This is a genomic window from Phycisphaerae bacterium, from assembly GCA_018003015.1.
In the GTDB taxonomy this organism is placed as follows: Bacteria; Planctomycetota; Phycisphaerae; order UBA1845; family PWPN01; genus JAGNEZ01.
The window spans coordinates 1-21,543 of sequence record JAGNEZ010000048.1 but is presented as its reverse complement, the minus strand read 5'-3'; the positions used below and the strand labels follow the sequence as shown (position 1 = coordinate 21,543).

General features: G+C 64.0%; 14 protein-coding genes. 6 read left to right on the top strand and 8 right to left on the bottom strand.

Annotated features, from left to right (window positions below):
• Window positions 1–113 precede the first annotated feature (113 nt).
• Window positions 114–995, bottom strand: coding sequence for a hypothetical protein (locus tag KA354_18070; GenBank protein ID MBP7936551.1), 882 nt, complete (start codon window positions 993–995; stop codon window positions 114–116).
• 178 nt (window positions 996–1,173) lie between these two features.
• On the opposite strand from KA354_18070, the gene KA354_18065 reads away from it, so the two are divergent.
• Window positions 1,174–1,854 carry a hypothetical protein gene (locus KA354_18065; protein ID MBP7936550.1) on the top strand — a complete coding sequence of 227 codons (681 nt, stop codon included), beginning with the start codon at window positions 1,174–1,176 and terminating at the stop codon, window positions 1,852–1,854.
• Window positions 1,855–1,933: 79 nt separating this feature from the next.
• Here the strand turns inward: KA354_18065 and KA354_18060 are convergent, their stop codons facing one another.
• The 7 genes from KA354_18060 to KA354_18030 form a co-directional block, all read right to left on the bottom strand.
• Window positions 1,934–2,950, bottom strand: coding sequence for a hypothetical protein (locus KA354_18060; GenBank protein MBP7936549.1), 1,017 nt, complete (start codon window positions 2,948–2,950; stop codon window positions 1,934–1,936).
• A 114-nt stretch (window positions 2,951–3,064) separates the two neighbouring features.
• Window positions 3,065–3,814 (bottom strand): prepilin-type N-terminal cleavage/methylation domain-containing protein, encoded by a 750-nt coding sequence (locus KA354_18055; protein MBP7936548.1) that lies wholly within the window; start codon window positions 3,812–3,814, stop codon window positions 3,065–3,067.
• Between the two features lie 242 nt (window positions 3,815–4,056).
• The gene (locus tag KA354_18050; GenBank protein ID MBP7936547.1) at window positions 4,057–5,910 is read right to left on the bottom strand and encodes a M2 family metallopeptidase; all 1,854 of its coding nucleotides are present in this window, start codon (window positions 5,908–5,910) and stop codon (window positions 4,057–4,059) included.
• A gap of 132 nt (window positions 5,911–6,042) precedes the next feature.
• Window positions 6,043–7,290 carry a 6-phosphofructokinase gene (locus KA354_18045; GenBank protein MBP7936546.1) on the bottom strand — a complete coding sequence of 416 codons (1,248 nt, stop codon included), beginning with the start codon at window positions 7,288–7,290 and terminating at the stop codon, window positions 6,043–6,045.
• Between the two features lie 50 nt (window positions 7,291–7,340).
• Window positions 7,341–8,678, bottom strand: a complete 1,338-nt coding sequence (gene accC / locus KA354_18040) for an acetyl-CoA carboxylase biotin carboxylase subunit (protein ID MBP7936545.1) — start codon at window positions 8,676–8,678, stop codon at window positions 7,341–7,343.
• 60 nt (window positions 8,679–8,738) lie between these two features.
• The gene (gene accB / locus KA354_18035) at window positions 8,739–9,179 is read right to left on the bottom strand and encodes an acetyl-CoA carboxylase biotin carboxyl carrier protein (GenBank protein ID MBP7936544.1); all 441 of its coding nucleotides are present in this window, start codon (window positions 9,177–9,179) and stop codon (window positions 8,739–8,741) included.
• Window positions 9,180–9,221: 42 nt separating this feature from the next.
• A complete protein-coding gene (locus tag KA354_18030; GenBank protein ID MBP7936543.1) occupies window positions 9,222–10,331 on the bottom strand; it encodes an aminopeptidase P family protein in 1,110 nt (369 codons plus the stop codon).
• Between the two features lie 119 nt (window positions 10,332–10,450).
• On the opposite strand from KA354_18030, the gene KA354_18025 reads away from it, so the two are divergent.
• The 5 genes from KA354_18025 to KA354_18005 form a co-directional block, all read left to right on the top strand.
• Window positions 10,451–12,070 carry a SpoIIE family protein phosphatase gene (locus KA354_18025; protein MBP7936542.1) on the top strand — a complete coding sequence of 540 codons (1,620 nt, stop codon included), beginning with the start codon at window positions 10,451–10,453 and terminating at the stop codon, window positions 12,068–12,070.
• Window positions 12,071–12,255: 185 nt separating this feature from the next.
• Window positions 12,256–13,275: a sugar phosphate isomerase/epimerase gene (locus tag KA354_18020; protein ID MBP7936541.1), complete on the top strand. Its 1,020-nt coding sequence runs from the start codon at window positions 12,256–12,258 to the stop codon at window positions 13,273–13,275.
• Between the two features lie 108 nt (window positions 13,276–13,383).
• Window positions 13,384–14,499 (top strand): hypothetical protein, encoded by a 1,116-nt coding sequence (locus tag KA354_18015; protein MBP7936540.1) that lies wholly within the window; start codon window positions 13,384–13,386, stop codon window positions 14,497–14,499.
• Between the two features lie 77 nt (window positions 14,500–14,576).
• Window positions 14,577–19,925: a hypothetical protein gene (locus KA354_18010; GenBank protein ID MBP7936539.1), complete on the top strand. Its 5,349-nt coding sequence runs from the start codon at window positions 14,577–14,579 to the stop codon at window positions 19,923–19,925.
• A gap of 171 nt (window positions 19,926–20,096) precedes the next feature.
• Window positions 20,097–21,543, top strand: a 1,447-nt coding sequence (locus KA354_18005) for a hypothetical protein (GenBank protein ID MBP7936538.1), incomplete at its 3' end; no start/stop codon positions are given.

Sequence of the window (21,543 nt, the reverse complement as noted above, 5' to 3'; positions counted from 1 at the left end):
TGAGCGGCCGCTGCCCGTTCACCTGTGGAGCCTGCCGAGCACTCTCTCGGCAGAGGACCCGCCGTGCCAATGTTGGGCGAGCTCCACATTCGGGCTTGCGGCCTTCCGGTCTCCTACCTCGCTTCCAGAGAGCTCGCTCGGAGCCAGCTCTCCAACCACTGCACCGTCTGATCATGGGTCAGCTTGAGCGTGTGCACGAAGAGGATGCGGTTCTTAGCCTGGTCCTCCGGCTTGACCTCCTGATCATCGAGCAGCTCATAGGCAATCCTGCGCTTGCGGAATTCGGTCATCATGTAGACGTTGTCCGCCGCCAGATGGTCGGTGAAGATGCTGAACAGGCGGGCCTTGGGGTGGCCGGCCACCCAGGCGACGAACGGATCGAGCAGATCGTAGCTGGCATCGAGAAGCCCCACCTCGGTCACGCGCTCTCCCATCCCGCCGTGCTTCACACAGAACGAAAGCCCCAGATACGCCCCGCTGTGGCCGGTGAGCAGCACCCGGCCGATCTCCTTGCCCCTGACCTTGCCCTCGGCCACCAGCGTCTCCATCACTTCGGTCAGCAGCTTCTTCAGGCCATCCCGCTCCTCGAGCTTCCCGCAGCCGGAGTCGCTGGCATTCTTGGGACCTTCCGGGAACACGAAGATGACGTTCTTGCCGCTGGCCACCACCTGCTCGCGCAGCTTATACTGCTCGAGGGCCTTGGCAATATGATTGCCGTGGCCGTGGAGGTAGACAACCAAGTCAGTTCGCTGCTGGGGCTTGTAGCCCTTGGGAATGAAGATCGCAACGCTGTTATCGATGTAGTGGGGATCGCGAGGGTACGTCGCGCTCCTGCCCTTGAATCCCTCCTTGCGGCTCTCGTGGGGATACGGCGCGTTCTGCATCTTGAACACCGCTGTTTCCCCCTGTTCGCTCTTTTCCCAGGCGGCCTGGGCCGTCCCGACGACACACCCCACGAACACGAGCGACGACCTCACCAGGAACGAGCTCAACATCGGGTTCTCCCTGCCTGTGGTACGCTTCAATTCTGCCTCATCATGCGCGGATTCCTCCGCGAGGCAAGCTCCGGCAGCATGACGGAACCGGCGGCATCGCTCGTTGGCGGCTCCCGACGCAGCCGATAGAATGCTCGCGGAACAGACCTCCGGCGAAATGAGTCGGCATGGAGTCCGCATGGGCAGGCCCACACGAAACGCGCTGCTGGCCCTCACTGGCGTACTGGTCATTCTGGCGGGCGGCTGGTGGGGCTATACCCAGCTCACCACCGCCGGACCACCCAGTCCCGGCCAAGCCTCGCCCGAGGAGGTGGCCGGTTTTCTCGGCAATCCCCGCGGGCTCATCCGCCTGCCTCTCGCCGAGCGCGAAGCATACCTGCGAGGCACGTTCCAGCATTTCAGCAGTGAAGAAAGCCGTTCGCGGCTCGGCCGGTGCATCCGGCGAATGTCCGATGAGCAGAAGCAGGCCCTGGTGGACGCCACCTTCGAGGTGGTTCGCGTGCGAATGCTCGAGGCTGCCGACCGGTTCAAGGACCTCCCCCTCCACCAGCGAGACCAGTTCGTGGGGGACCTGATCGCCGATTTCCACCGTCTGCAGGGCGAGCCGGCCGCGGGAACAAACCCGGACACCGGCATCGGAGAGTCGTTCAAGGGCCTCCTTCCGGCCACAGGTCAGGACTGGAACCAGCTCGTGCTGACTCGCACCACGCCCGAAGAGCGGGCCCGGGCTACCCCCCTGGCTATGGCTATCGCCGAGCACAAGCGGCAGGAACACGAGGCCCGGCGCAAGCGCCAGCAAACCTTCTCTCGACCGGAGCCATCCTCGTCGCCTGCGGATTCTCGGCCAGCCGGGCCATGATCCGGCCCACCCAGCCAACCACCGCCGTCCCCCCTGCCGCCGGAACCGACCGGAGAGCCACTCCTTGGACCGGTCGCCGCTAGCCCAAGCCACCGTGCCGAAGGGTCATCTCCACGTCGAACCGGGCCTCATCGGCAAAACGCGGGTACATGCCCACGATCACACCATCGGTCTTCTTGATGTTGGCAAATGCGTACTTGAAGGCGGACTCGACATCCGCGGGTTGGCGGCAGAGTCGACCGGCCGCCAGGATCTTGAAAGCCAGGCACGGCCGCTTGACCTTCCGAATCACCGCGGTCATCTCGTCGCGATCCGATTCGAGAAACGGCTCGTCGAGAATGCCGGTGCCCAACTTCCTCCGAATCTCTTCGCCCGGCCGAGAAACTTGGTACAGACAAGTCATGAAGAACTCGTTCTCCCAGCCGTGCTCCTCCATGTAGGCGATGTTCGCAGGATTGTGGGCCGAGACACCGGCCGCGACGCCGGCGTCGTGGACCTTCTTGACGTAATCGTGAACCTGTTCGGCCTTGCCCTCACGGAAGAGACTGTCGGTCGCGCCCCCGTGGTGAATGATGGCGATGGGCTTGTAGGACAGAAGTTCCTTGACCGATTTCTGACTGTCGCCCGGCCTGGTCTCCGTGGCCAGGCAACACCACTGGATCTTCGATCCGCGTTCGCGGAGGATCTTCAGCGCATCAAGCACCTTCGGGCTTGGCCCATGGCCGCTTTGCCAGGTGTTGATCCCAAGCTGCTCGCAAGAGCTGATGAACTCGACCGTCTTGTCGAGCGTGAAATACTCGCGCATGTGAAGGTCCAGCTTGGAGCTGGAATGGGAGTATCCCTCGAGAGGATTGCTGCCGACGATCAGGCGGGTCAGCCGGTGCTTGCCGATCGTGATAGTGGGCAGTCTGCTCGGACCGGCTGAGGGCGACGCTGGCGCCTGCTCGGCCTTGCAGGCGGCCCCATGCATGGCCTGGGAACCGACGATGGCCATCGCTCCCGCGGAGACCTTCTGCAGAAACCGCCGCCGATCCTGGCGGAACGCCGCCCTCACCCGAACATCGACTCCCTTGTTCGTAGCCCCGTCATCTTGCATGGAGCTTCTCCTCTTCGTGAATCGCGACACAAGACCAGGACACCCCCGGTCGACTTCCGCTTGTCACTTCGACCATTACCCGCTTCAGCCGACATCACGCCGCCCCGCGGTGGCTCAGTAGCCAAGCCGTCCCCAGACGGCCAGCGTCAGCCTCCGCAGATCCTTGTTGTCTGGCTGGGAACTCTTCGCACTCGCTTCGGCGGCAGCCCAGCTCAAGGACCCAAACGCGATGGACCGCTGATCGGTCCACCGCCACCATTCGGAGTGGCCGTCCGCGAAGCTCAACGCCGTGCCCTTGCCATGACGCATCGGGATCGGATTCCACCATTTGGGCTCAAGGTGGGACACCATCCAGCAGGCATCCCAATCCTCGGGATAGTCATCGAGGTACACGATCCGGGCACTGGGCCGCTTGATCTGGGTGGTGCGGATCATCACCCATTCCGCACCGAACCACTCGATGTAGCCGCGCATGGACTGCACACAGCTGTAGGTGCGGATCTCGTTCTTCTTCGTGGCGGGGCATCGATAGACGTCGACCACGGGCGTGTACTTGAACAGGGCCCCAAACCGGAGGGCGTCAATCTGCTCCTGGATCGGCTTGGCCGTCGGCAGAGAGTCCAGAAGCCTGACCCAACCCAGTCTGGCCGGATCGTTGTTCGCGAAGCCGTTCACCATGTAGTCGTGGTGGCTTTGCGCGTATACGACCCAGGCCACGCCCAGCATTCTTAGGTTGTGCAGGCAGACGGTTCGCTTCCCACTTTCTCTGGCCTGGCTCAAGGAAGGCAGAAGGACAGCGATCAGCAAGGCAATGATGGACACCACGACCAGAATCTCGATCAGGGTGAAGCCTCTTCGTCTCATGGCGGCCTCCTTCGACGCTTGGCCCTCCCGAGATGAGAAGATCCAGGAGCAGGACCGAAGACCGGAGGATCCCTCGGCACGGCTGCATCCGGCCCGCCAGCTTCCGGCCCAGACCGGGAGGATCGACGTGTTCCCGGTGCAGCCGGTCGGCCCTCCGCTGCGAGCATATCTCCATTATGGCACCGGCCGCTCCGGGTGGCAACCGGCCGCCGGTGACCGCTCCCAGCTCCAACCCGGCCTCCCTAACGGGCTTCCGGAATAGACTCCTCGACGAAATGCCTGGCAGTCAGCGGCTCGCCAGTCGCACGTGTGATCAGCTCCCGCCAGGAATACCGGTTGCCCGGCTCGAACACCTGCCGGCGCAGGTACTCGCCCACTTCCGGATGCCCACACAGCACTGCCGCCGCATCCCTGCCCGGTGCGACATTCGCGAGCAGATGGTGGCGGATCTGAGCCGCGAACAGCTCGCCCATCAGGTAGTTGTGGTAGTACACCGGGTTGGTGAAAAGGTGGAATTTGGCGGCGTAGTCAGGCCGCCCGGCCAGCCCCTCGGCCGCCAGCGACTGGTATTGCCCCCGCAGTTCACTCCAGAGCTTGGCCAAGTCCTGCTCCGGATCGGCGTACAAGCCCTGCTCGAAGCGAACCATCACCTGCGACCAGCGGCTGAAGACCAGCCGGTCCGCGTGGATCGCACCCTGTACCGAGCGGCTCAGGCTGTTCGCCCGGTCGGCCGGCAGCCCCAGCACACGGGTCAGAAACGGCTCGGTACGGGTGGCGGCTCCGAACATCTGGGCAATGCCCTCGGTGGTCATGGAGTGGGACACGTCGCGTAACAGGAACGGCAGATCCGCGCAGATGTATTTGTAGTAGATCGCGTGCCCCGCTTCGTGGATCATCGTCGTCGACCAGTAGAGGTTCGGTTTCAGATTGGCGATCACACGCACGTCGCCGGAACGGTCCATGTCCGTGCCATAACCGTGGGGGCATTTGCCCGGCTTCTCGTATAGATCGCTGCGGGCCAGGATGTCATCGATCGCCAGGCCAAGACCGGCATAATACTTGCGGCTCAGGGCGACGGGGTCGGCGCCGGTGTAGGCCTCCTCCAGCCCCGCCTGCTGCTCGGCCGGCAGCTCCTGAAAGAAGAAGTCGCCGTAATGCCACGGCCGCAGCTCGGTGGCCGTGATGTGGAATCGCACGGCCCGTTCACGGTCGATCTCCGCCTTCAGCTTGGCGTAGGGCGCGCGGGTGAGGACGTCCAGCTCATCGAAGAGCTTGAAGAACTCGGTCTCGTCGAGCTCCTGCAGGAACAGGCTGAGGGCATGGTAGTTGCGGTAGCCGAGCTTGTGGGCCAGATCATTGCGCAGCCGGGCCATTTCGGCCAGCCGCGGCGCGATCGGCGCTCCCACGCCCATGTACGCCTTCCAGGCGGCCTCGGCCTCGGCCGGATCCGCAGTCTTGGCCAGGATCCCGCGGAGGTCGTTCTCGTGAACGGGCCGGTCACCGAGTCGCGGACGGTAGTTGTTGAACAGCCGATCCACCTCGTTCTGCAGGGCAACGATCCGCTTCTGGACATCGGGATCGGCCTGATTCTCCAGAAACGAGCGGTACATGACATCGAGCTGCCGGCGCAGAAGCGGGTCGGTGATATTGCCCGCTTTTCTGGCCGACTGGACGCCCGCGAAGAACGCGCGGTCGGCATGCATATCGATCAGGGCCTGGTCCGCGACCTGCTTGCGGGCGTAGGCAGCTTCCGTCCCGGTGATGTTGGCGTCCCACCACGCCCTCTGCTGGGCAATGAACAGCGGCTTGAACCTGGCGGCGTATTCCTCGCAGAGAGCCGCACACTGGCGGTCCGCATCGGTCGGTGCGGCCTGCAGGTTCGCGAAGATCGCGAGCAGCAGGACGACGAAGACCACGCGCGGCACCGTCTTGACCAACGCGGGCAGGTCGCAGCCCGGATCGGACTTCATCCTCGCTACGCCATACGGACTGCGCGAGTAGCCCGAGGCATAGAGCTTGTGCTCACGAATATGGTCTGTTCCGGGCAGCGGCTTGTGCGTGGGAATCCCGATAGGATGGTAGCCCAGCTTCGGCATGGCGACCGCCCTCCATAGCCAACCGAAGATAGCCGAGGGAATCGGCCCCCAGGGAATAAAAGCCCCGAGCCAAGGCGGCCCGGGGCTTCTCAGGGCTTGCATCACTTGCTCCGCCGCTCCGGCCCTCGGGCATCAGACCGGCATCTGGGTGATCTGCTCGAACCAGCCAACCTTGGGCAGATCACCGACCAGCGGGCTGACGTACTCGCGGAAGCTGTTGAGCACATTGTTGCAGGCCTCGTTGATGTACTCATCCGGCACATCCTTGGTAAACGGGGCGTTTTCCGGGGCGACCTCGCGGAGCGGAACGAGCTTGGTACCCACCGCGTAGGTCGTGCTCGGCAACCGAACCAGGGCGACGCTGCCGTCATGGTCGGCGTCCATCGAGTAACTCACGGCCATCTGGCCGACCAGTCGGGCCTCCCAGGCGTCCACTTCGCTGTAAGAACTGGGGAAGCTGCGCTGCAAGTACCCGAAGGTGTCCGCCCGGACGCGGCGGATACTCTTGCATTTCTGGCGGACCATGGCGGAAAGGTAGTCGGCCAGCGAGCCGGCGCCGGCAGAAAGCTGCACGTTCCCAAAATCGTCACGCTCCATGGCTTCCTTACGCATGACCTGAACCTTCTCCGCCCAGGGAGCCCCGTGGACGTCGCTGATGCCCTCGGAGATGGCGACCACGCATCGGCCGAACCGGTCGAACACGCTCTCGACATCGTTGACAAACTTATCCAGATCGAACGGTCGCTCCGGCAGATAGACAAGGTGCGGACCATCGTCCGGACGCTGCCGGGCCAGAATGCTGGCCGCGGTCAGGAAACCGGCGTGGCGACCCATCAGGATGTTGATCTTGACGCCCTTGAGGGCTCGGTTGTCCAGATCGTCACCAATGAAGGCCGAGGCCACGAACTTCGCCGCACTGCCGTAACCCGGGCAATGGTCGGTCACCAGGAGATCGTTGTCGATGGTCTTGGGAATGTGGATGACGCGAAGCTCGTATTTGGCGTCGGTGGCCAGGCGGTTGACGATCTGGGCGGTCTGGGCCGAATCGTTGCCGCCGATGTAGAAGAAATAGCGGACATCATGTTTGCGAAAGACGTTGAAAATCTTCTCGCAGTACTCGACGTCGGGCTTGTCACGCGTAGCGCCGAGGGCGGCGGCCGGCGTTTGCGCCACCAGTTCCAGCATGTTGGTTGGCTGGCGGTTCAAATCGTAGAACTGCTCGTTGACAATGCCTCGCACGCCGTGGCGGGCCCCCAAGAGCCGGGGAATGTGGTGGTATTTCTGGACTTCCTGGATGACACCGACCAGCGATTGGTTGATTACCGCGGTCGGCCCGCCAGCCTGACCTACCACAGCGTTCCCGGTCAATAGATGTCCCATGGCATATTCCTTTTCACGAACCTTCGAATCACCGCACAAACGGGCGGATTCTACCAAGTCCTCTCGATGAATCCAGTATCCACGTCACCCGTGACGAACCGCTCGTGGCGGAAGATCTCGCGGAGCAGGGGAATGGTCGTTCTGATCGGCTCGATGGTGAACTCGTCCAGGCAACGCTGCATGCAGGCGATCGCCTCACTCCGGCTCGGCCGGTGGACGATCAGCTTGGCAATCATCGAGTCGTACCGCGGGCTGATCGTCATGCCGGCGTGAGCGTAGGTATCCACCCGAACACCCAGGCCGCCGGGCAGGAAGAACCGCTCGATCTTACCCGGACAGGGCCGGAAACCGTTGGCCGGGTCTTCGGCGTTGATCCGGCACTCGATGGCTGCCCCATACGGCTTGATATCCTTCTGCCGGACCGGCATGGGCGCGCCCGCCGCCACCGCAATCTGCATCTTGAGCAGATCCTGGCTGGTGACCGCCTCCGTCACCGGGTGCTCAACCTGAATCCGGGTGTTCATTTCGAGAAAGTAAAACTTGCCCTTGGGATCGACCAGAAACTCAATCGTGCCGGCACCATGGTACTTGGCGGCCTGGGCCAGCCTGACGGCCGCCTTGCACAACTCCTCCCGGGCCCGATCGCTCAGCCCCGGACTGGGTGACTCCTCGACCAGCTTCTGGTGACGCCGCTGTAGACTGCAGTCACGCTCGTAGAAATGAACCACGCTCCCGTGCCGATCGCCCATGATCTGGACCTCAACGTGCCGCGCAGACTCGACGGCCTTCTCGAGATACAGGGCGGCGTTCTTGAACGCCGCCTGGGCTTCGGACCGAGCCGCCGGAAGACTGTGACGCAGGGCGGCCTCGTTGTGCACCAGCCGAATGCCGCGCCCGCCACCGCCACCAGCCGCCTTGATCATCACCGGATAGCCAGCCTGCGCCGCCCAGCGAACCGCCTCCTCGTCGTCTTCCACGCATCCCTCAGTCCAGGGAATCGTGGGCACTTTGGACTTCTTGGCCAGCTTCTTGGCTTCAATCTTGTCCCCCAACAGCCGCATGGCACTCGATTCCGGTCCGATGAACTCAATCTTGGAGTCACGACATGCGTCGGCAAACTGGGCATTCTCGGCCAGGAAGCCATACCCAGGGTGGATCGCATCGACGTTGGCGATCTCGGCGGCCGCAATGATCCGGTCAATCTTGAGGTAGCTGTCGATCGCCGCTCCCGAACCGATACAGATCGTCCGGTCGGCGAAGCGCAGATAGGAGGCCTCCCGGTCCTCTTCAGAGAAGACACAGACCGTCTGAATCCCTAACTCCTTACACGCCCGAATGATACGGAGCGCGATCTCGCCTCGGTTGGCTATCAGTACGCGGGAGAACATAGTCCTGTTCGACACCCCTGGTCATGCGGAGGCCATCAAGCCCCAAAAAGAACAGTCAGGTCACTTCCGGGGCCGGACCAGCATAAGAGGCTGGCCAAACTCTACCGCTTGTTCATTCTGCACAAGAATGCGCTCGATGGTGCCGGCCACCTCCGCCTTGATTTCGTTGAACACCTTCATGGCCTCAATGATGCAGACAGTCGTGTTGACATCGATCTCCGACCCGATGGTCACAAAAGGCGAAGACTCGGGATCAGGCGTCGCATAGAAGGTCCCCACCATCGGGCTCTTGATGGACACCAAACCATCATCCTCCTTCGGTTCCCCCACCGCAGCCGAAACCACAGTCGGCGCGGGCAGCACCGAAGCCCCAGCCATGGGATGGTGCGACATCGCCAGGGGTGCGGCCATCACCACCTGAGCTCCAGTCGGACCTTTCCGCAGAACAATTTGGTCCTCCCCGTCCTTCAGCTTCATCTCACTGAGGCCGTGCTCAACCATCAGCTCCAGTAACTCTTTAATTGTCTTCGTGTCGATCACGTCTCATACCACCATGGAATCCAGGTCCTTGGCCAGCCGAGTCAGCACCCGACAACCACCTTCGGTCACGAGGACATCGTCCTCGATCCGAACTCCCCCCAACCCCGGGCAATACACACCCGGCTCGACGGTCACCACCATACCCGCCTTCAGGGCATCCTTCATCTTGGCGGCAAGCCGGGGGGCTTCATGCACGTCCAGCCCCAGACCGTGTCCCAGACCGTGAGTGAACTTCTTGTCCAGACCGACAGCCTTAAGCCGGCCGCGGGCCCGGCGGTCCACGTCGCACATGCGGACACCCGGCCGGATAGCCCGTATGCCCTCCGCCTGGGCTGCCAGCACATGCTCATACATGCGCCGAAAGCGAGGCAGAATCTTATGGATGAACACTACCCGGGTCAAGTCGCTCCGGTAATGGCTCCAGGTCGCCCCCCAATCGATGAGCAGCAGGCTGCCAGATCGGATTCGGCGGTCACCGGGCACCGCATGGGGCAGCGAAGCGTTCGGGCCCTCAGCCACGATAAGCGGGAAGGCAACATCGCTCGCCCCACGCCGGAGCATCTCCCATTGGAGATCGGCGGCCACCTGCCGTTCGGTCATCCCAAGCCTCAGCCGCCGGGTAACCGTCAGGAAGGCCGATTCAGCGATCTCGGCCGCCTTCTCGATCGCTGCAACTTCCGTCGAGTCCTTGAGCAACCGAAGATCGTGGACCATGGCCGGCATCGGCACCAGCCGGGTGCCACGGATGGCTTTCCCCAGATCACGGTACAGCTGCAGGCTCATGGTGCCGGGATTGAAGCCTAAACGGACAAGGCGACAGCGCTTGATGAGCTGGGCGGCGGTCTCCACCAGTGACCCTCTGCGGATGACCACGCTTGCCCACGGAGCCTCCTTCGCCGCGGCCTGAATGAACCGTCCATCGGTGAGGAGATGCACCGACCGGGGCAGAATCAGCACCGCCCCGTCCTCCCCGTCAAAACCCGTCGCGTAGTACTGATCCACCCGGCTGTTGATGAGGTAGCCATCCAGCAACTTCTGCTGTATCTTTGTACGCAGCGCCTCCAGGCGACGCTCGATGACCGGTGACGACCGGTGAGCTCGACGTTGGGCCAAGGTTGACCTCCTCCCGGGCAGCTCGGAAAAGCCGAGCCCCTTCGGGGAGCGAATCTACGGAGCCGGCCGGCGGAAGTCAAAGAAATGCGGGTGGTTACGCGCTAGACGGACAGTAGCCTATGCGTGTGCTAGTCAAAGAGCGCGATTCAGTCCTGGCCGACCTTACCTTCGAGGACGAGGAGATTCTGGTCGGGAGTGATCCCTCCTGCGCCATCCATCTTCCTGACCAGCGCGTGAGCAGCCGGAACGCGGCCATCCGCGCCACCGTCGACGGTATCTGGTTCCTCGAAAACCTGGATCCGAACAACACCTTCCTGCTCAACAGCCACGGCCTGATCGAGGCCACCCGGCTCACGGACGGCGACGAGATCGTCCTTCACGACTATCTGCTGAAGATCTATCTCAGCGCCGGCCTGGACCAGCATGTGGTCGAAGACGTGGCCGCCGGAGCGGAGGAACTCGCCAAAATCAAGCAGTTCCCCCTGCCGCCCGGTTCGATCGTCAAGCGGCCCTTCGACGGCATCACCATGGTCAAGGCCGATCTGGACCACGCCTCGAACCTCGGTGTCGAGGTCTCTCACTGCCGGGATATTCACGACCTGATTGACCGGTCGATCAGTCTCCTGCTCAAGGTCTTCGAGGCCCGGTCCGCCTGGATCGGCATCCGCCGCCAGCCGCACGGCGAGCTGGAGGTGGTCAGCGGCCGATATCCGTCCGGTCAGAGCTGCGACACAAATCCAATCATCGAACTGCTGCTCTACCGCTGCTGTGAGCGGAACCAGCACATCTGCGTTCGCAAGATCCGCGACGAGAAGGACATCGGCTCGGCCCTGGCCGTGCCGCTCTCCACACGAAACGGCACGTTCGGGATGGTCTACGTCGACCGCCGCCCCAAGACACTCCGCTTCCAGATTCCCGACCTCGACATGCTCACCGCCCTCGGCTCGGCCATCGCCGCCAAGCTGGACATCATCCTTCAGGGCCGCCAGGCACGTCAGGCCGAAGTCTCCGCGGCCGAAGTCAGTGTGGCTCAGACTATCCAGGCCCAACTGGACCCGAAGTCCTCGATCAGCTGGACGAAGTTCCAGATGGCCGCCTACAGCCGCTCCGGCCAGGAGCGGCCCGGAGACGTCTACGACGTGATGAAACGCCCGGACACGGAAATCACCTGCTTTCTGCTAGGTCATGTGCGGGCAACGGGAGCTTCCCTGGCCCTGTCCATGGCCCGCCTCCAGTCCACCTTCCGGGTGGCGATGTTGCACAACGACCCCCCCCACGCCTTCGAGCGAGAGCTCAACTGGCTGGTGTTCAACGAGAACGAGCCGGCCGTGGTCGATTCAATGTGTTTTCTGCTCGACCCCAAATCGGGCAAGATCCAGTATAGCCGGGCGGGCAAGATCGGGGCATTCATAGTGGATCCCCGCGGTGAGCCGCGAAAACTGCCCACCGCCGACGGGCCATCGGTCGGCGCGGTGAAGCACTACGAGTACACCTCTAAGATCGACCAGCTTGCCCCCGGCGAGACCCTCGCGGTCTACACCCGCGGCGTAGCCACGGCCGTCAACCAGCAGGGCGACCGATTCAGCGAGGCCCGGTTCATCGAGATGGTCTGTGACGGATTCGGTCAGCCACCCGGAGCCACGATCCAGGATATCAGTCACGAGCTGAGCGAGTTCTTCTACAACGGCAAGCACCCCGACGACATCACTGTCATCCTGCTGCACCGGCTGGAGGACTAAGGAGCTCGCGGTTCGTCGGGGGTCACCCGTTTTTCTCGACGGCCTGCGGTGGGTCGTTGAGGGTTCCTGAAGGCTGCAACGAGCGCCGGACACCCTGGCATCGATCGCTGACCAGGCGTATTCGCAGCGGCTCAGGAGTACCGGAGTACCAGTGTGCCGCTGGCCGGCGGCGGTGGAGGAAGATCATGCCAACCACAATCCAAGAAGAACGAAAGATGGACGCCCAGACGGGAATGCCGCGCCGGGAATTCCTGATGAGTTCAATGGCCGCCGCCAGCATGGCAGGCGCCGCTGCGGGCATCGCGGGCGGCACGGGTCCCGCTCTCGCCGCCGAGGCTCGGCCATCCAAGGCCACCGGCGGTGACGGCAGGATGGGCGTCGGCATCAACCTCGAATACGTGCGCCACGGCGACAAGAGCCTGGCCTACGGGATCAAGAAAGCCGGCGAGATCGGCTACAAGTGGGTGGAGCCCTGCTTCCTCGACGGGCGCTGCCTGCTCTCGAACGCCGGCTACTGCCACGTGACCAGCATGGACACGGATCCGCAACTCATCAAGGACATGTGCAGCGCCGCCGGCGTCAAGATCAGCGCCGTCTCCTCGCACTCCGATCTCCTGAATCCCGAGTACGGCGTACTCTACGCCCGCCGGGGAATCCGCTACGCCAAGGCCCTGGGCGTGGACATCGTCCAGATCTGCGAGGACATGCATCCCCCCAAGTGGATCGACGAGACCGAGGCGTATAACATCATGCGCGTCAACCTGAGGGCGATCTCCGAGACCTGCGAAGAAAACGGCGTTTACCTCGGCGTCGAGCAACATGGGCCGTACACCGGCAAAATCGACCGCATGAAGCGGGTTCTCGGCCTCGTCGATTCCCCGTGGATCAAGTGCAACTACGACTGCGGCAACACCTTCCTGGCGGGCTCCGATCCCTACGACATGCTCGAGGCGGTCATCGACAAGGTGGTCCACGTGCACGCCAAGGACATCTCGGTCAAGCAGGCAGAAAAGGAACGCGGCAAGGTGACCGGAACGGCCGTGGGCTGCGCGTGCGGCGACGGCGTCATCGATTGGAAAAGGCTCATCGGTCGGCTCAAGAAAGCCGGCTTCAAAGGTGTGCTGTCCGTTGAGTGCGGCACCGAAGATGAGTCCGTCCGGTCGCTGGCCTACTTGAACAAAGTGCTCAAGGAACTGGACACCTGATCCCGCGAGCAGCACAACTCAACATGCCGCTGCGGATCGGGGCCATCGCTCCGATCCGGAGCCCGGATCGCCAAGACCGTCCCAGGGCGTATGCCAGAGGAGAATCCAGTGCGAACACACCACCCGCTGCCGTTCGCGACGGCCGCCATCCTGGGGTGCGGGCTGATGGGATTCCCGAGCCAACGACCATGCCTCGGCGCAGAGCAGCCCCGATTGCCGGAGGGTCTCGGCCTGTCGGCGAACTACCCCGGCGATGTCGGCATCGCCCGTGACCCGGCTGTTCTTCTAGCCGAGGATTTCGAGCGCGGCCCGCTCGAGAACCTCAAACAGCGATGGAGCGACGTCAGCAACAACGACGGCAAGGTCCTCATCTTCAGCAAGGACGTACCACCGGGTAGTCGCGGGCATCGATCCCTGCAGATGACCGCCACGCTCGGCCAGAACACCGGCGGGCATCTGTACGCCCGGCTGGCACGCCCGGCGGACAAGGTCTTCGCCCGCTTCCACGTGAAGTTCCCGGCGGATACCGGTTACATTCACCACTTCGTTCACCTCGGCGGCTACAACCCGTCCACGGCGTGGCCTCAGGGCGGAGCCGGCGAGCGCCCCCGCGGCGACGATCGCATCACCGTGGGCATCGAACCGCACGGCCATCACGGGCGGTACCCTGCCCCGGGAGCCTGGACGTTCTACACGTACTGGCACGAGATGAAGATCAGCGCCGACCGCAAGTACTGGGGCAACGCTCTCAACGGCACTCGCCCTGCCATCATCCCTCGCAATCATTGGCAGTGCATCGAAGTGATGCTTCAGCTCAACTCCTCCCCCGAGAAGGCCGACGGCCAACTCGCCCTCTGGATCGACGGGAAACTGGATACCCACCTGCAGAAAGGGACACTGCGCGGACCCTGGACCGGCGAGGGCTTCAGACTGGTCACCTCGGGCGGCGAACCCTTCGAGGGCTTCCGCTGGCGGAACAGCCCCGACCTGAGGGTCAACTTCTTCTGGCTCCTGTACTACATCACCGAGAACGCAGCGCGCCAGAACAAGGTCGCCAACCCGCCGTCAACCAGCTACGTCCGGTTCGACGACATCGTCGTGGCCACCGAGTACATCGGCCCGATTCTGACTTCCGCAGCTCATGGCGACAGCAACACAACCACGCAACCGACCGAAAAGGGAAATCCGAACCTGGAAGTGCGTCCAGGTTCCATCGGCCGGTGAATCGGGTATAATCGAGCTGAAGGGACACGCGGAGCACAAGAAAGACCATCGGCCGCGAAGACCGTCGAGGACCGTTTTTGAGCCGCCCGCGAGATCATCTCCGCCCGACCGCGTTCCGGTTGCCCGCCTGGCTTCTGCTCATCCAAGCCCTTGTCCTGTCCGCCCCCGCGACCGCCCAAACCGCTGATCTGTTCAGCCCGGCGACCATCGCCGCCGAGTCCTCCTCCTCGAACACCGAGAACAGCATGGCCAGCCGAAGCAGGATAGTGATAACCGACCGCGGCCAGCTGGGCGACGTGGCCGCGGGCAGACAGAAGACCCTGGGATTCAATTTGTTCGACGACGTGGCGGTCGAGGGCCACATCGAGCACCTGAGCCGGTTCGGCCACGACCGCTTCAGCGCATCCGGCAGGTTGCCCGGCGTGCCCCACGGCCAGTTCAGCCTGGCCGCCTGCCAGGATGCCGTCGCGGCACTGATCCTCGTACCGGGAAAAGGGGCCTTTCAGATTACTCAGGCCAGCGATGGGCGGCAGGTCATTGCCCAACTCGGCGAGGACGAGCCCTGCGACTCGCCATTTGATGCCCTCGAGCCATCGGCGACCGTGGGCGGCCCGCCCACCCAATCGCCTTCCGGCCGGACCGAAACCTCAGTCCCTGCCGACGACGGATCAGTTTTCGATCTACTCGTCGTCTACACCCCGGCTGCCCGGACAAGCCAGGGTGGCACCGCCGCCATGCATGCGGTGATCGACCTGGCGGTGGCTAACACCAACCTCGCCTACCAGAACAGCCTGATCCACCCCCGCGTCCGCCTCGTCGGCACCGCCGAGGTCAACTACGTCGAATCCGGCAACGGCAATACCGACCTCCAGCGACTCGCGGCCAATGGTGACGGCATACTAGACGACGTTCACGTCCTTCGCGACGAACTGAGGGCGGATTTGGTCTGCATGATCACCAACCTGGTGCCAGGCCTGTGCGGGCTGGCCTACCAGATGACCGAGGCATCACCGGCCTTCGAGGCGTCCGCCTTCTGCATTGTGCACCGGATGTGCGCCAGCACCAGCACCGTGGCCCACGAACTGGGCCATCTCATGGGCTGTCGACACGACCGGGAAAACGCCGGGACCTGCGGGCTCGGAGATGCGTACGGGTATCGTGAGGCCCAGTCCGGCGGATTCCGCACCATCATGGCCTACACCCCGGGCGTCCAGATCCTCCACTTCTCCAACCCGGAAGTACTCTATGACGGCCGGCCCACCGGAACGCCACTCGATCAGGCCAAGCCGACCTACAACGCCCGGGCCATCAATCAGAACGCAACCACCATCGCCAACTGGCGAATAAGCCACGAGGCCGCTGCCCGCCGGCCTGAACCCAACGCTGCGGCAACGCCGCCCGACCACCCCCAAAGGGCAGCGTCGAGCGGCTCCGGCTCGGACTGCAGGGTCATCTTCGTGAACGCCTCAGCCGACGGAGCCAATACCGGAGCGAGCTGGCCCGACGCCTTTCTCGATCTGCAGGACGCCCTCGACGCGGCCCGAGCCTCGGCCTGTGCCGGGTCACAGGTCTGGGTCGCACGCGGTGTCTATCGCCCCGACCGCGGCACCGGCGATCGATTCGCCAGCTTCCATCTGGCCACCGGCGTCGGCATCTATGGCGGATTCGCAGGCACCGAGAGTACCCTGGAAGAACGCGATCCGGCCGCCCACCCCACCACGCTGAACGGCGATCTGGCCGGCGACGACGAAACGGGGGATATCTGGGAAAACAGCGCCCACGTCGTGGACGGCAGCGACACGGACGCGACAGCCGTACTCGACGGCTTCATCATTACCGCCGGCAACTGCCTGAATATCTCGTGGTCCTACGACGGCGGCGGAGGCGTGGCCATCCGCGACGGCAGCCCGGTCCTGAGAAACTGCCGGCTGACGGCCAACAGCGGCCAACGCGGCGGCGGGCTCACCAGCCTGAACGGCAGTCCGACGCTGATCAGCTGCGTCTTCCAGGCTAACAATTCGGCCCCCCTGGGCGGCGGCATGTACGCACGCGGCGGAAACCCTCGGCTATTCAACGGCATCTTCAGCGGCAACATCAACAGCCCCTGCGAGCTTGTTCCCACCGGCGGCGGGCTCTGCGCGAGCGGGGGCCGCATCGAGATAACCAACTGCACATTCTACGGCAATCAGGCAAGCCTGGGCCGCGGCGTCGGCATTCTCGGCGGGGCCAAAGCCATCCTCGCCAACAGCATTCTGTGGGACGACGACGACCACACCACCGCCGACGTCACCACCCAGATCTGGGGAGGCACCCCTGAAATCAATCAGTGCTGCATCCGCCGGTGGACCGACGATCTGGGCGGCGAGGGGAATCATGGCTACAACCCGCTGTTCGTCAACGCCCTCGGACCCGACGGCTCGGCCGGAACACCGGACGATGACTTCCGATTTATGCCCTTCTCTCCCTGCATCGATACCGGCGACAACGGACACCTTCCGATCGAAGTGATAACCGACGTCGACGGACGCGCCCGCATTCAACACTGCCGCGCGGATATGGGAGCCTGCGAATCGTCAGCCTTCGCGGATTGCAGCAGCAACAACCTCCCGGACGGCTGCGAGATCGAGTCCGAAACCGTCAGCGACTGCAACCACAACGGCATCCCCGACTCCTGCGAGCTGCTCTCGTCGAGCCGCGCGGCGATCGCTGACGCGAAAAGCACCGGGGCCACCCTGCTCGATGCCGCCGGCCGGAAAGTCGCCGAACTCACTCCACCCGCCGAATACGTCCTCCTCGAGCCCAGCGACGTCGTCACCGACCAGCGACGCAGGGTCTACGTCAGCGGTGCAGGTTCAGACAACATCCTCTGCTTCTCGGGAATCACGGGCACGTTCATCCGCGAGTACCGAGGCGATAGTCTGCGGCGACCGACGGCCATGCTGTTCAAGACCGCGACCACCCTGCTGGTGGCCAATGCGGCCGATCATTCGGTCATCGAACTCGACGTCGAAACCGGTACCATCCTGCGCACCCTGGTGGCCGCGGGCGACGAGGGGCTGCATACGCCCCTGGCCCTGGCCCTCTCTTCAGAGGGCAGCCTGCTGGTGGCCAGCGCCGGTTCAGATCAAGTCCTAACCTACCAGCTGGACACCGGGGCGTTCGTCCGCGTTGCGGCCACCGGCAGCGGCCTGGTCCACCCCGCCGGACTTGCGGTCGGCTACGACGGCGCCGTTCTGGTCAGCAGTCGGGACAGCGACGCGATCCTCAAGTTCGACGGCCGGGGCGCACTCCGCGCCGAGTTCGTGCCTCCGGGCAGCGCCGGGCTCTCACAACCCGGTAAGATCACCCGCGGCCCCAGCGGCCATTACCTCGTGGCCAGCACCGGCAACGGGCGACTGCTCGAATTCAACGCCCTGACCGGCATGCCCATCGACCACGATCCGGCGGCGGCAGGCATGCAGGCGGAGTTCGGCAACTCCGCATCGCTGATCGAGCCGGCGGCCGCCGCCCGCCTCCTACCCACCGAATGTGACCGCAACGGCATTCCCGACAGCTGCCAGTTGGCCGACGGCAGCAGCAAGGACTGCAACGAGAACCACACCCCCGACGACTGCGAGGCCGACACGGACGGCGATGGGCTCATCGATGCCTGCACCCAAGACAAGGATGGTGACGGCATTCTCGACGACGGCGACCACAGTGGCGTTCCCGGAGATCATCCCTGCACCGGGATGCAGACGCAGAACTGCGACGACAACTGCCCCTCTACGCACAACCCCGACCAGGTGGATGACAACAACGACGGCGTCGGCAACGCGTGCGCGCCCGTCACGATCTATGTGAAGGCCGCCGCCAGCGGAGCCGGCAACGGCACGAGCTGGACGGATGCCTACACCGATCTGCAGAACGCTCTAGATTCCGCCCGTCGCGTGGAACGCGGCCCCGTGCAGGTCTGGGTCGCGGCCGGCACCTACCGGCCCGACCACGGAACCGGCGACCGGACCGCATCCTTCGAGCTGACCGATGGCATTGCCCTCTACGGCGGCTTCTCGGGCCATGAGATCCGCCTCAACCAGCGCCAGCCATCCACTGACATGACGGTGCTGACCGGCGACCTGGCAGGCGACGATGCGACCGGCCGACTCGCCGAGAACAGCTACCACGTCCTCGCCGCCACGAACGCCGGGGCAACCGCATTACTCGACGGCTTCATCGTCACCGGAGGAAACGCCGACGGGCCGGCGCCGCACGACTCGGGAGGCGGACTGAGCATCACTCTGGCAAACCCGACTATCGTCGGCTGCACCTTCCGATCCAATGCGGCCCTCCACGATGGAGCCGGAGTGGCCTGCGCAGCTTACGCCGACCCAAAGCTGATCAACTGCGCCTTCATCGGCAACGTGGCCGGACGCGGCGGCGGCGGGCTCGGTAACGAGCTGTACAGCCGGCCGGCGGTAATCGGCGGCATGTTCGCCGTGAACAGCGCCGCTACCGGCGGGGCCGTGTTCAACGCCACCCACAGTCACGCGAGCCTGACTAACTGCACGATGACCGGCAACGTGGCGATCCTGCTCGGCGGCGGCCTGTACAACAGTTACAGCCGACCGACTTTGGCCAACTGCATCCTCTGGGGTAATCACGACTCGCAAACAGCCCCCGGGCTGGCCCAGATCACCGACTACCTCGGCCAGACAACCGCAACCTACTCCTGCATCCAGGATGACGCTCCAGGCGATGAAGTCCGATACGACGGCATGGGTAACATCGACCTGGATCCGCGTTTCGTGCGTAACCCGAGCAGCCAGAACCTCAGCGATCCCGGCGATCCGAGCCTGCGAGCCGAATCCCCGTGCATCGACGCGGGCTCGAACACCGCGGTGCCGAGCGACTCGTTCGACCTCGATTCGGATCACAACTACCTCGAGCCCCTTCCGCTCGATCTCTACGGCCGGTTGCGGTTCGTCGACGCCCCGCTGACCGCCGACACCGGCGCCAGCCGGGCACCCATCGTCGACATGGGAGCGATCGAGTTCGAGCCGGACTGCAACGGCAACGGCATTCCCGACTCCTGCGACGTGAGCTGCGGAACGACCGGCGGCGTGTGCGATGTGCCCGGCTGCGGCCAGAGCAAGGACTGCAACGGCAACCTGCTCCCCGACGAATGTGAGCCGGACGCCAACCACAACGGGGTGGCCGACGTCTGCGAGTTTCAGTACGGCGACTTCGACCTCGACGGTGACGTCGATCAGAGTGACTTCGGTATTTTGCAGAACTGCCTGGCCGGGAGCGATATCACCCTGCCCGGCTCAGTGTGCCAGGGCGTCGATCTCGACCACGACGATCATATCGACGCCAGCGATCTGTGGATGTTCCGTGAGTGCCTGACCGGCGAGGGCATCCCGTTCAATCCGAATTGCCGTAACTGAAGCGAAGAGGTTCGGAAGCGACCATCGGTATGGTGTGGTTGGAATCCGGTCAACCGCAGAACACCTCACTGAGACCGCAACCTGCCCGCCACGTTACACCCTCATGCTCGCACGCTATAATCCGCCTCCCGTCGGCAGTTCGTTCGCCCGTTTTTGAGAGGAACCACACCCATGACCAGGAAAATGCGAACCGGACACGGCGCGCGGCAGACGATTCTGTGCAGCACGCTGGTGTCAGCATGCCTCGGCTTGTGCCAGCCGGAGAAGTCTCCGGCAGACCCGCAGCCGCCACCCAGCGCCCTATGGATCTGGTCACCCGGCAACGAAACCGCTCCCAAGAACCGCCTGACCTACTTCCGCAAGGAGGTCCATCTGGCAACCGTCCCCGCCGACGCCCGGTTCCACCTCGCCGCGGACAGCAACGCCCGGGTGTGGATCAACGGCCAGATCCTCCGCCGCAAGGTCGCTCGCTATCACGAGCCGTTGATCACCACCGAAGTCCTGAATGCCGCCCCCCTTCTGCATCCCGGCAAGAACGTGATCGTCGTCCTCCACCACAACTGGGGAAACCTCGTCACTTTCCAGCGGACGGCCAACAGGCACGCCGGCCTCTACGCCCGCTCCTCCTGGGTCAACACCGACCCCTCGTGGCGATGCCTGCGTGCCCCTGAGTTCGCCGAGCACGACAAACAGATCGTCGGCGTCATCGGTGATCCGCGGATTCGCTACCCGCAGATCATCGACGGCCGCAAGACGCTCCCCGACGAGATCCACAAACCCGGCTTCGACGACAGCGGATGGTCGCACTCCGTTGCGGTCAACGATGGCCCCTGGCCCGCAACGCCGACCAACGTCGAGACGCCCGGCCAACGCGAGTTCGCGGTCCGGCCAGTGTCCGTTCTCGCCGCCGGCCGATTGAAACCGCAACAGCCCATCTCAACCGAACCACTGTCCATCGCGGCCGGGATTCGCACGGCAACTTGTGAACCCGACGCCACCGCAACGCGCGAGGTCGGACGACTCCTGGCCCACCAACCTGTCGTCATCGAAGGCCGAGCCGGTGAGTCCCGCTACGTCACCTTCGACTTCGGTCGACCGGTACACGGCTATCCGTTCCTGACCCTGGCAGACGCTCCGGCAGGAACGACCATCGACTTCGGCTACTGCGAGGTCTCCCGGGCACTCTACACCGGCGATATGCACCTCCGCGAGGACGGCTGGCTCAATCCCGAGGGCGTCGTCGGCAAAGGCTACGCCGATCGCTACATCACCCGCACCGGTCGCCAGAACATCGAAATGCCCGACGAACGAACCGCCCGCTGGTTCGCCCTGCACATCCACTTCCCCGTTGACGGCCGAGTGGTCCTCGTCGACACCGGCATCACTCGATCGCAGTATCCGATCACCCCGATCGGTACCTTCGCCTGTGGTGACGAACGGATCGACCAGATCGTCAAGCTCTGCCTCGGCCACGCCGAAGTGACCATGATCGACACCTATGCGGACACCCCCGGCCGCGAGGATGGGCAGTGGATCGAAGACGCCCGCCCGAGAGCACAACTCGCCGCCCGGTGGTTCGGCGACGTCAACCTGCTTCGATTCATGATCCGCACCCTCG

Coding starts and splice junctions, on each gene's coding strand:
- KA354_18070 (MBP7936551.1), bottom strand. CDS start 995: ATGTTGAGCTCGTTCCTGGTGAGGTCGTCGCTCGTGTTCGTGGGGTGT.
- accC (MBP7936545.1), bottom strand. CDS start 8,678: ATGTTCTCCCGCGTACTGATAGCCAACCGAGGCGAGATCGCGCTCCGT.
- KA354_18020 (MBP7936541.1), top strand. CDS start 12,256: ATGCCAACCACAATCCAAGAAGAACGAAAGATGGACGCCCAGACGGGA.
- KA354_18050 (MBP7936547.1), bottom strand. CDS start 5,910: ATGCCGAAGCTGGGCTACCATCCTATCGGGATTCCCACGCACAAGCCG.
- KA354_18065 (MBP7936550.1), top strand. CDS start 1,174: ATGGGCAGGCCCACACGAAACGCGCTGCTGGCCCTCACTGGCGTACTG.
- KA354_18060 (MBP7936549.1), bottom strand. CDS start 2,950: ATGCAAGATGACGGGGCTACGAACAAGGGAGTCGATGTTCGGGTGAGG.
- KA354_18025 (MBP7936542.1), top strand. CDS start 10,451: ATGCGTGTGCTAGTCAAAGAGCGCGATTCAGTCCTGGCCGACCTTACC.
- KA354_18055 (MBP7936548.1), bottom strand. CDS start 3,814: ATGAGACGAAGAGGCTTCACCCTGATCGAGATTCTGGTCGTGGTGTCC.
- accB (MBP7936544.1), bottom strand. CDS start 9,179: ATGGTTGAGCACGGCCTCAGTGAGATGAAGCTGAAGGACGGGGAGGAC.
- KA354_18045 (MBP7936546.1), bottom strand. CDS start 7,290: ATGGGACATCTATTGACCGGGAACGCTGTGGTAGGTCAGGCTGGCGGG.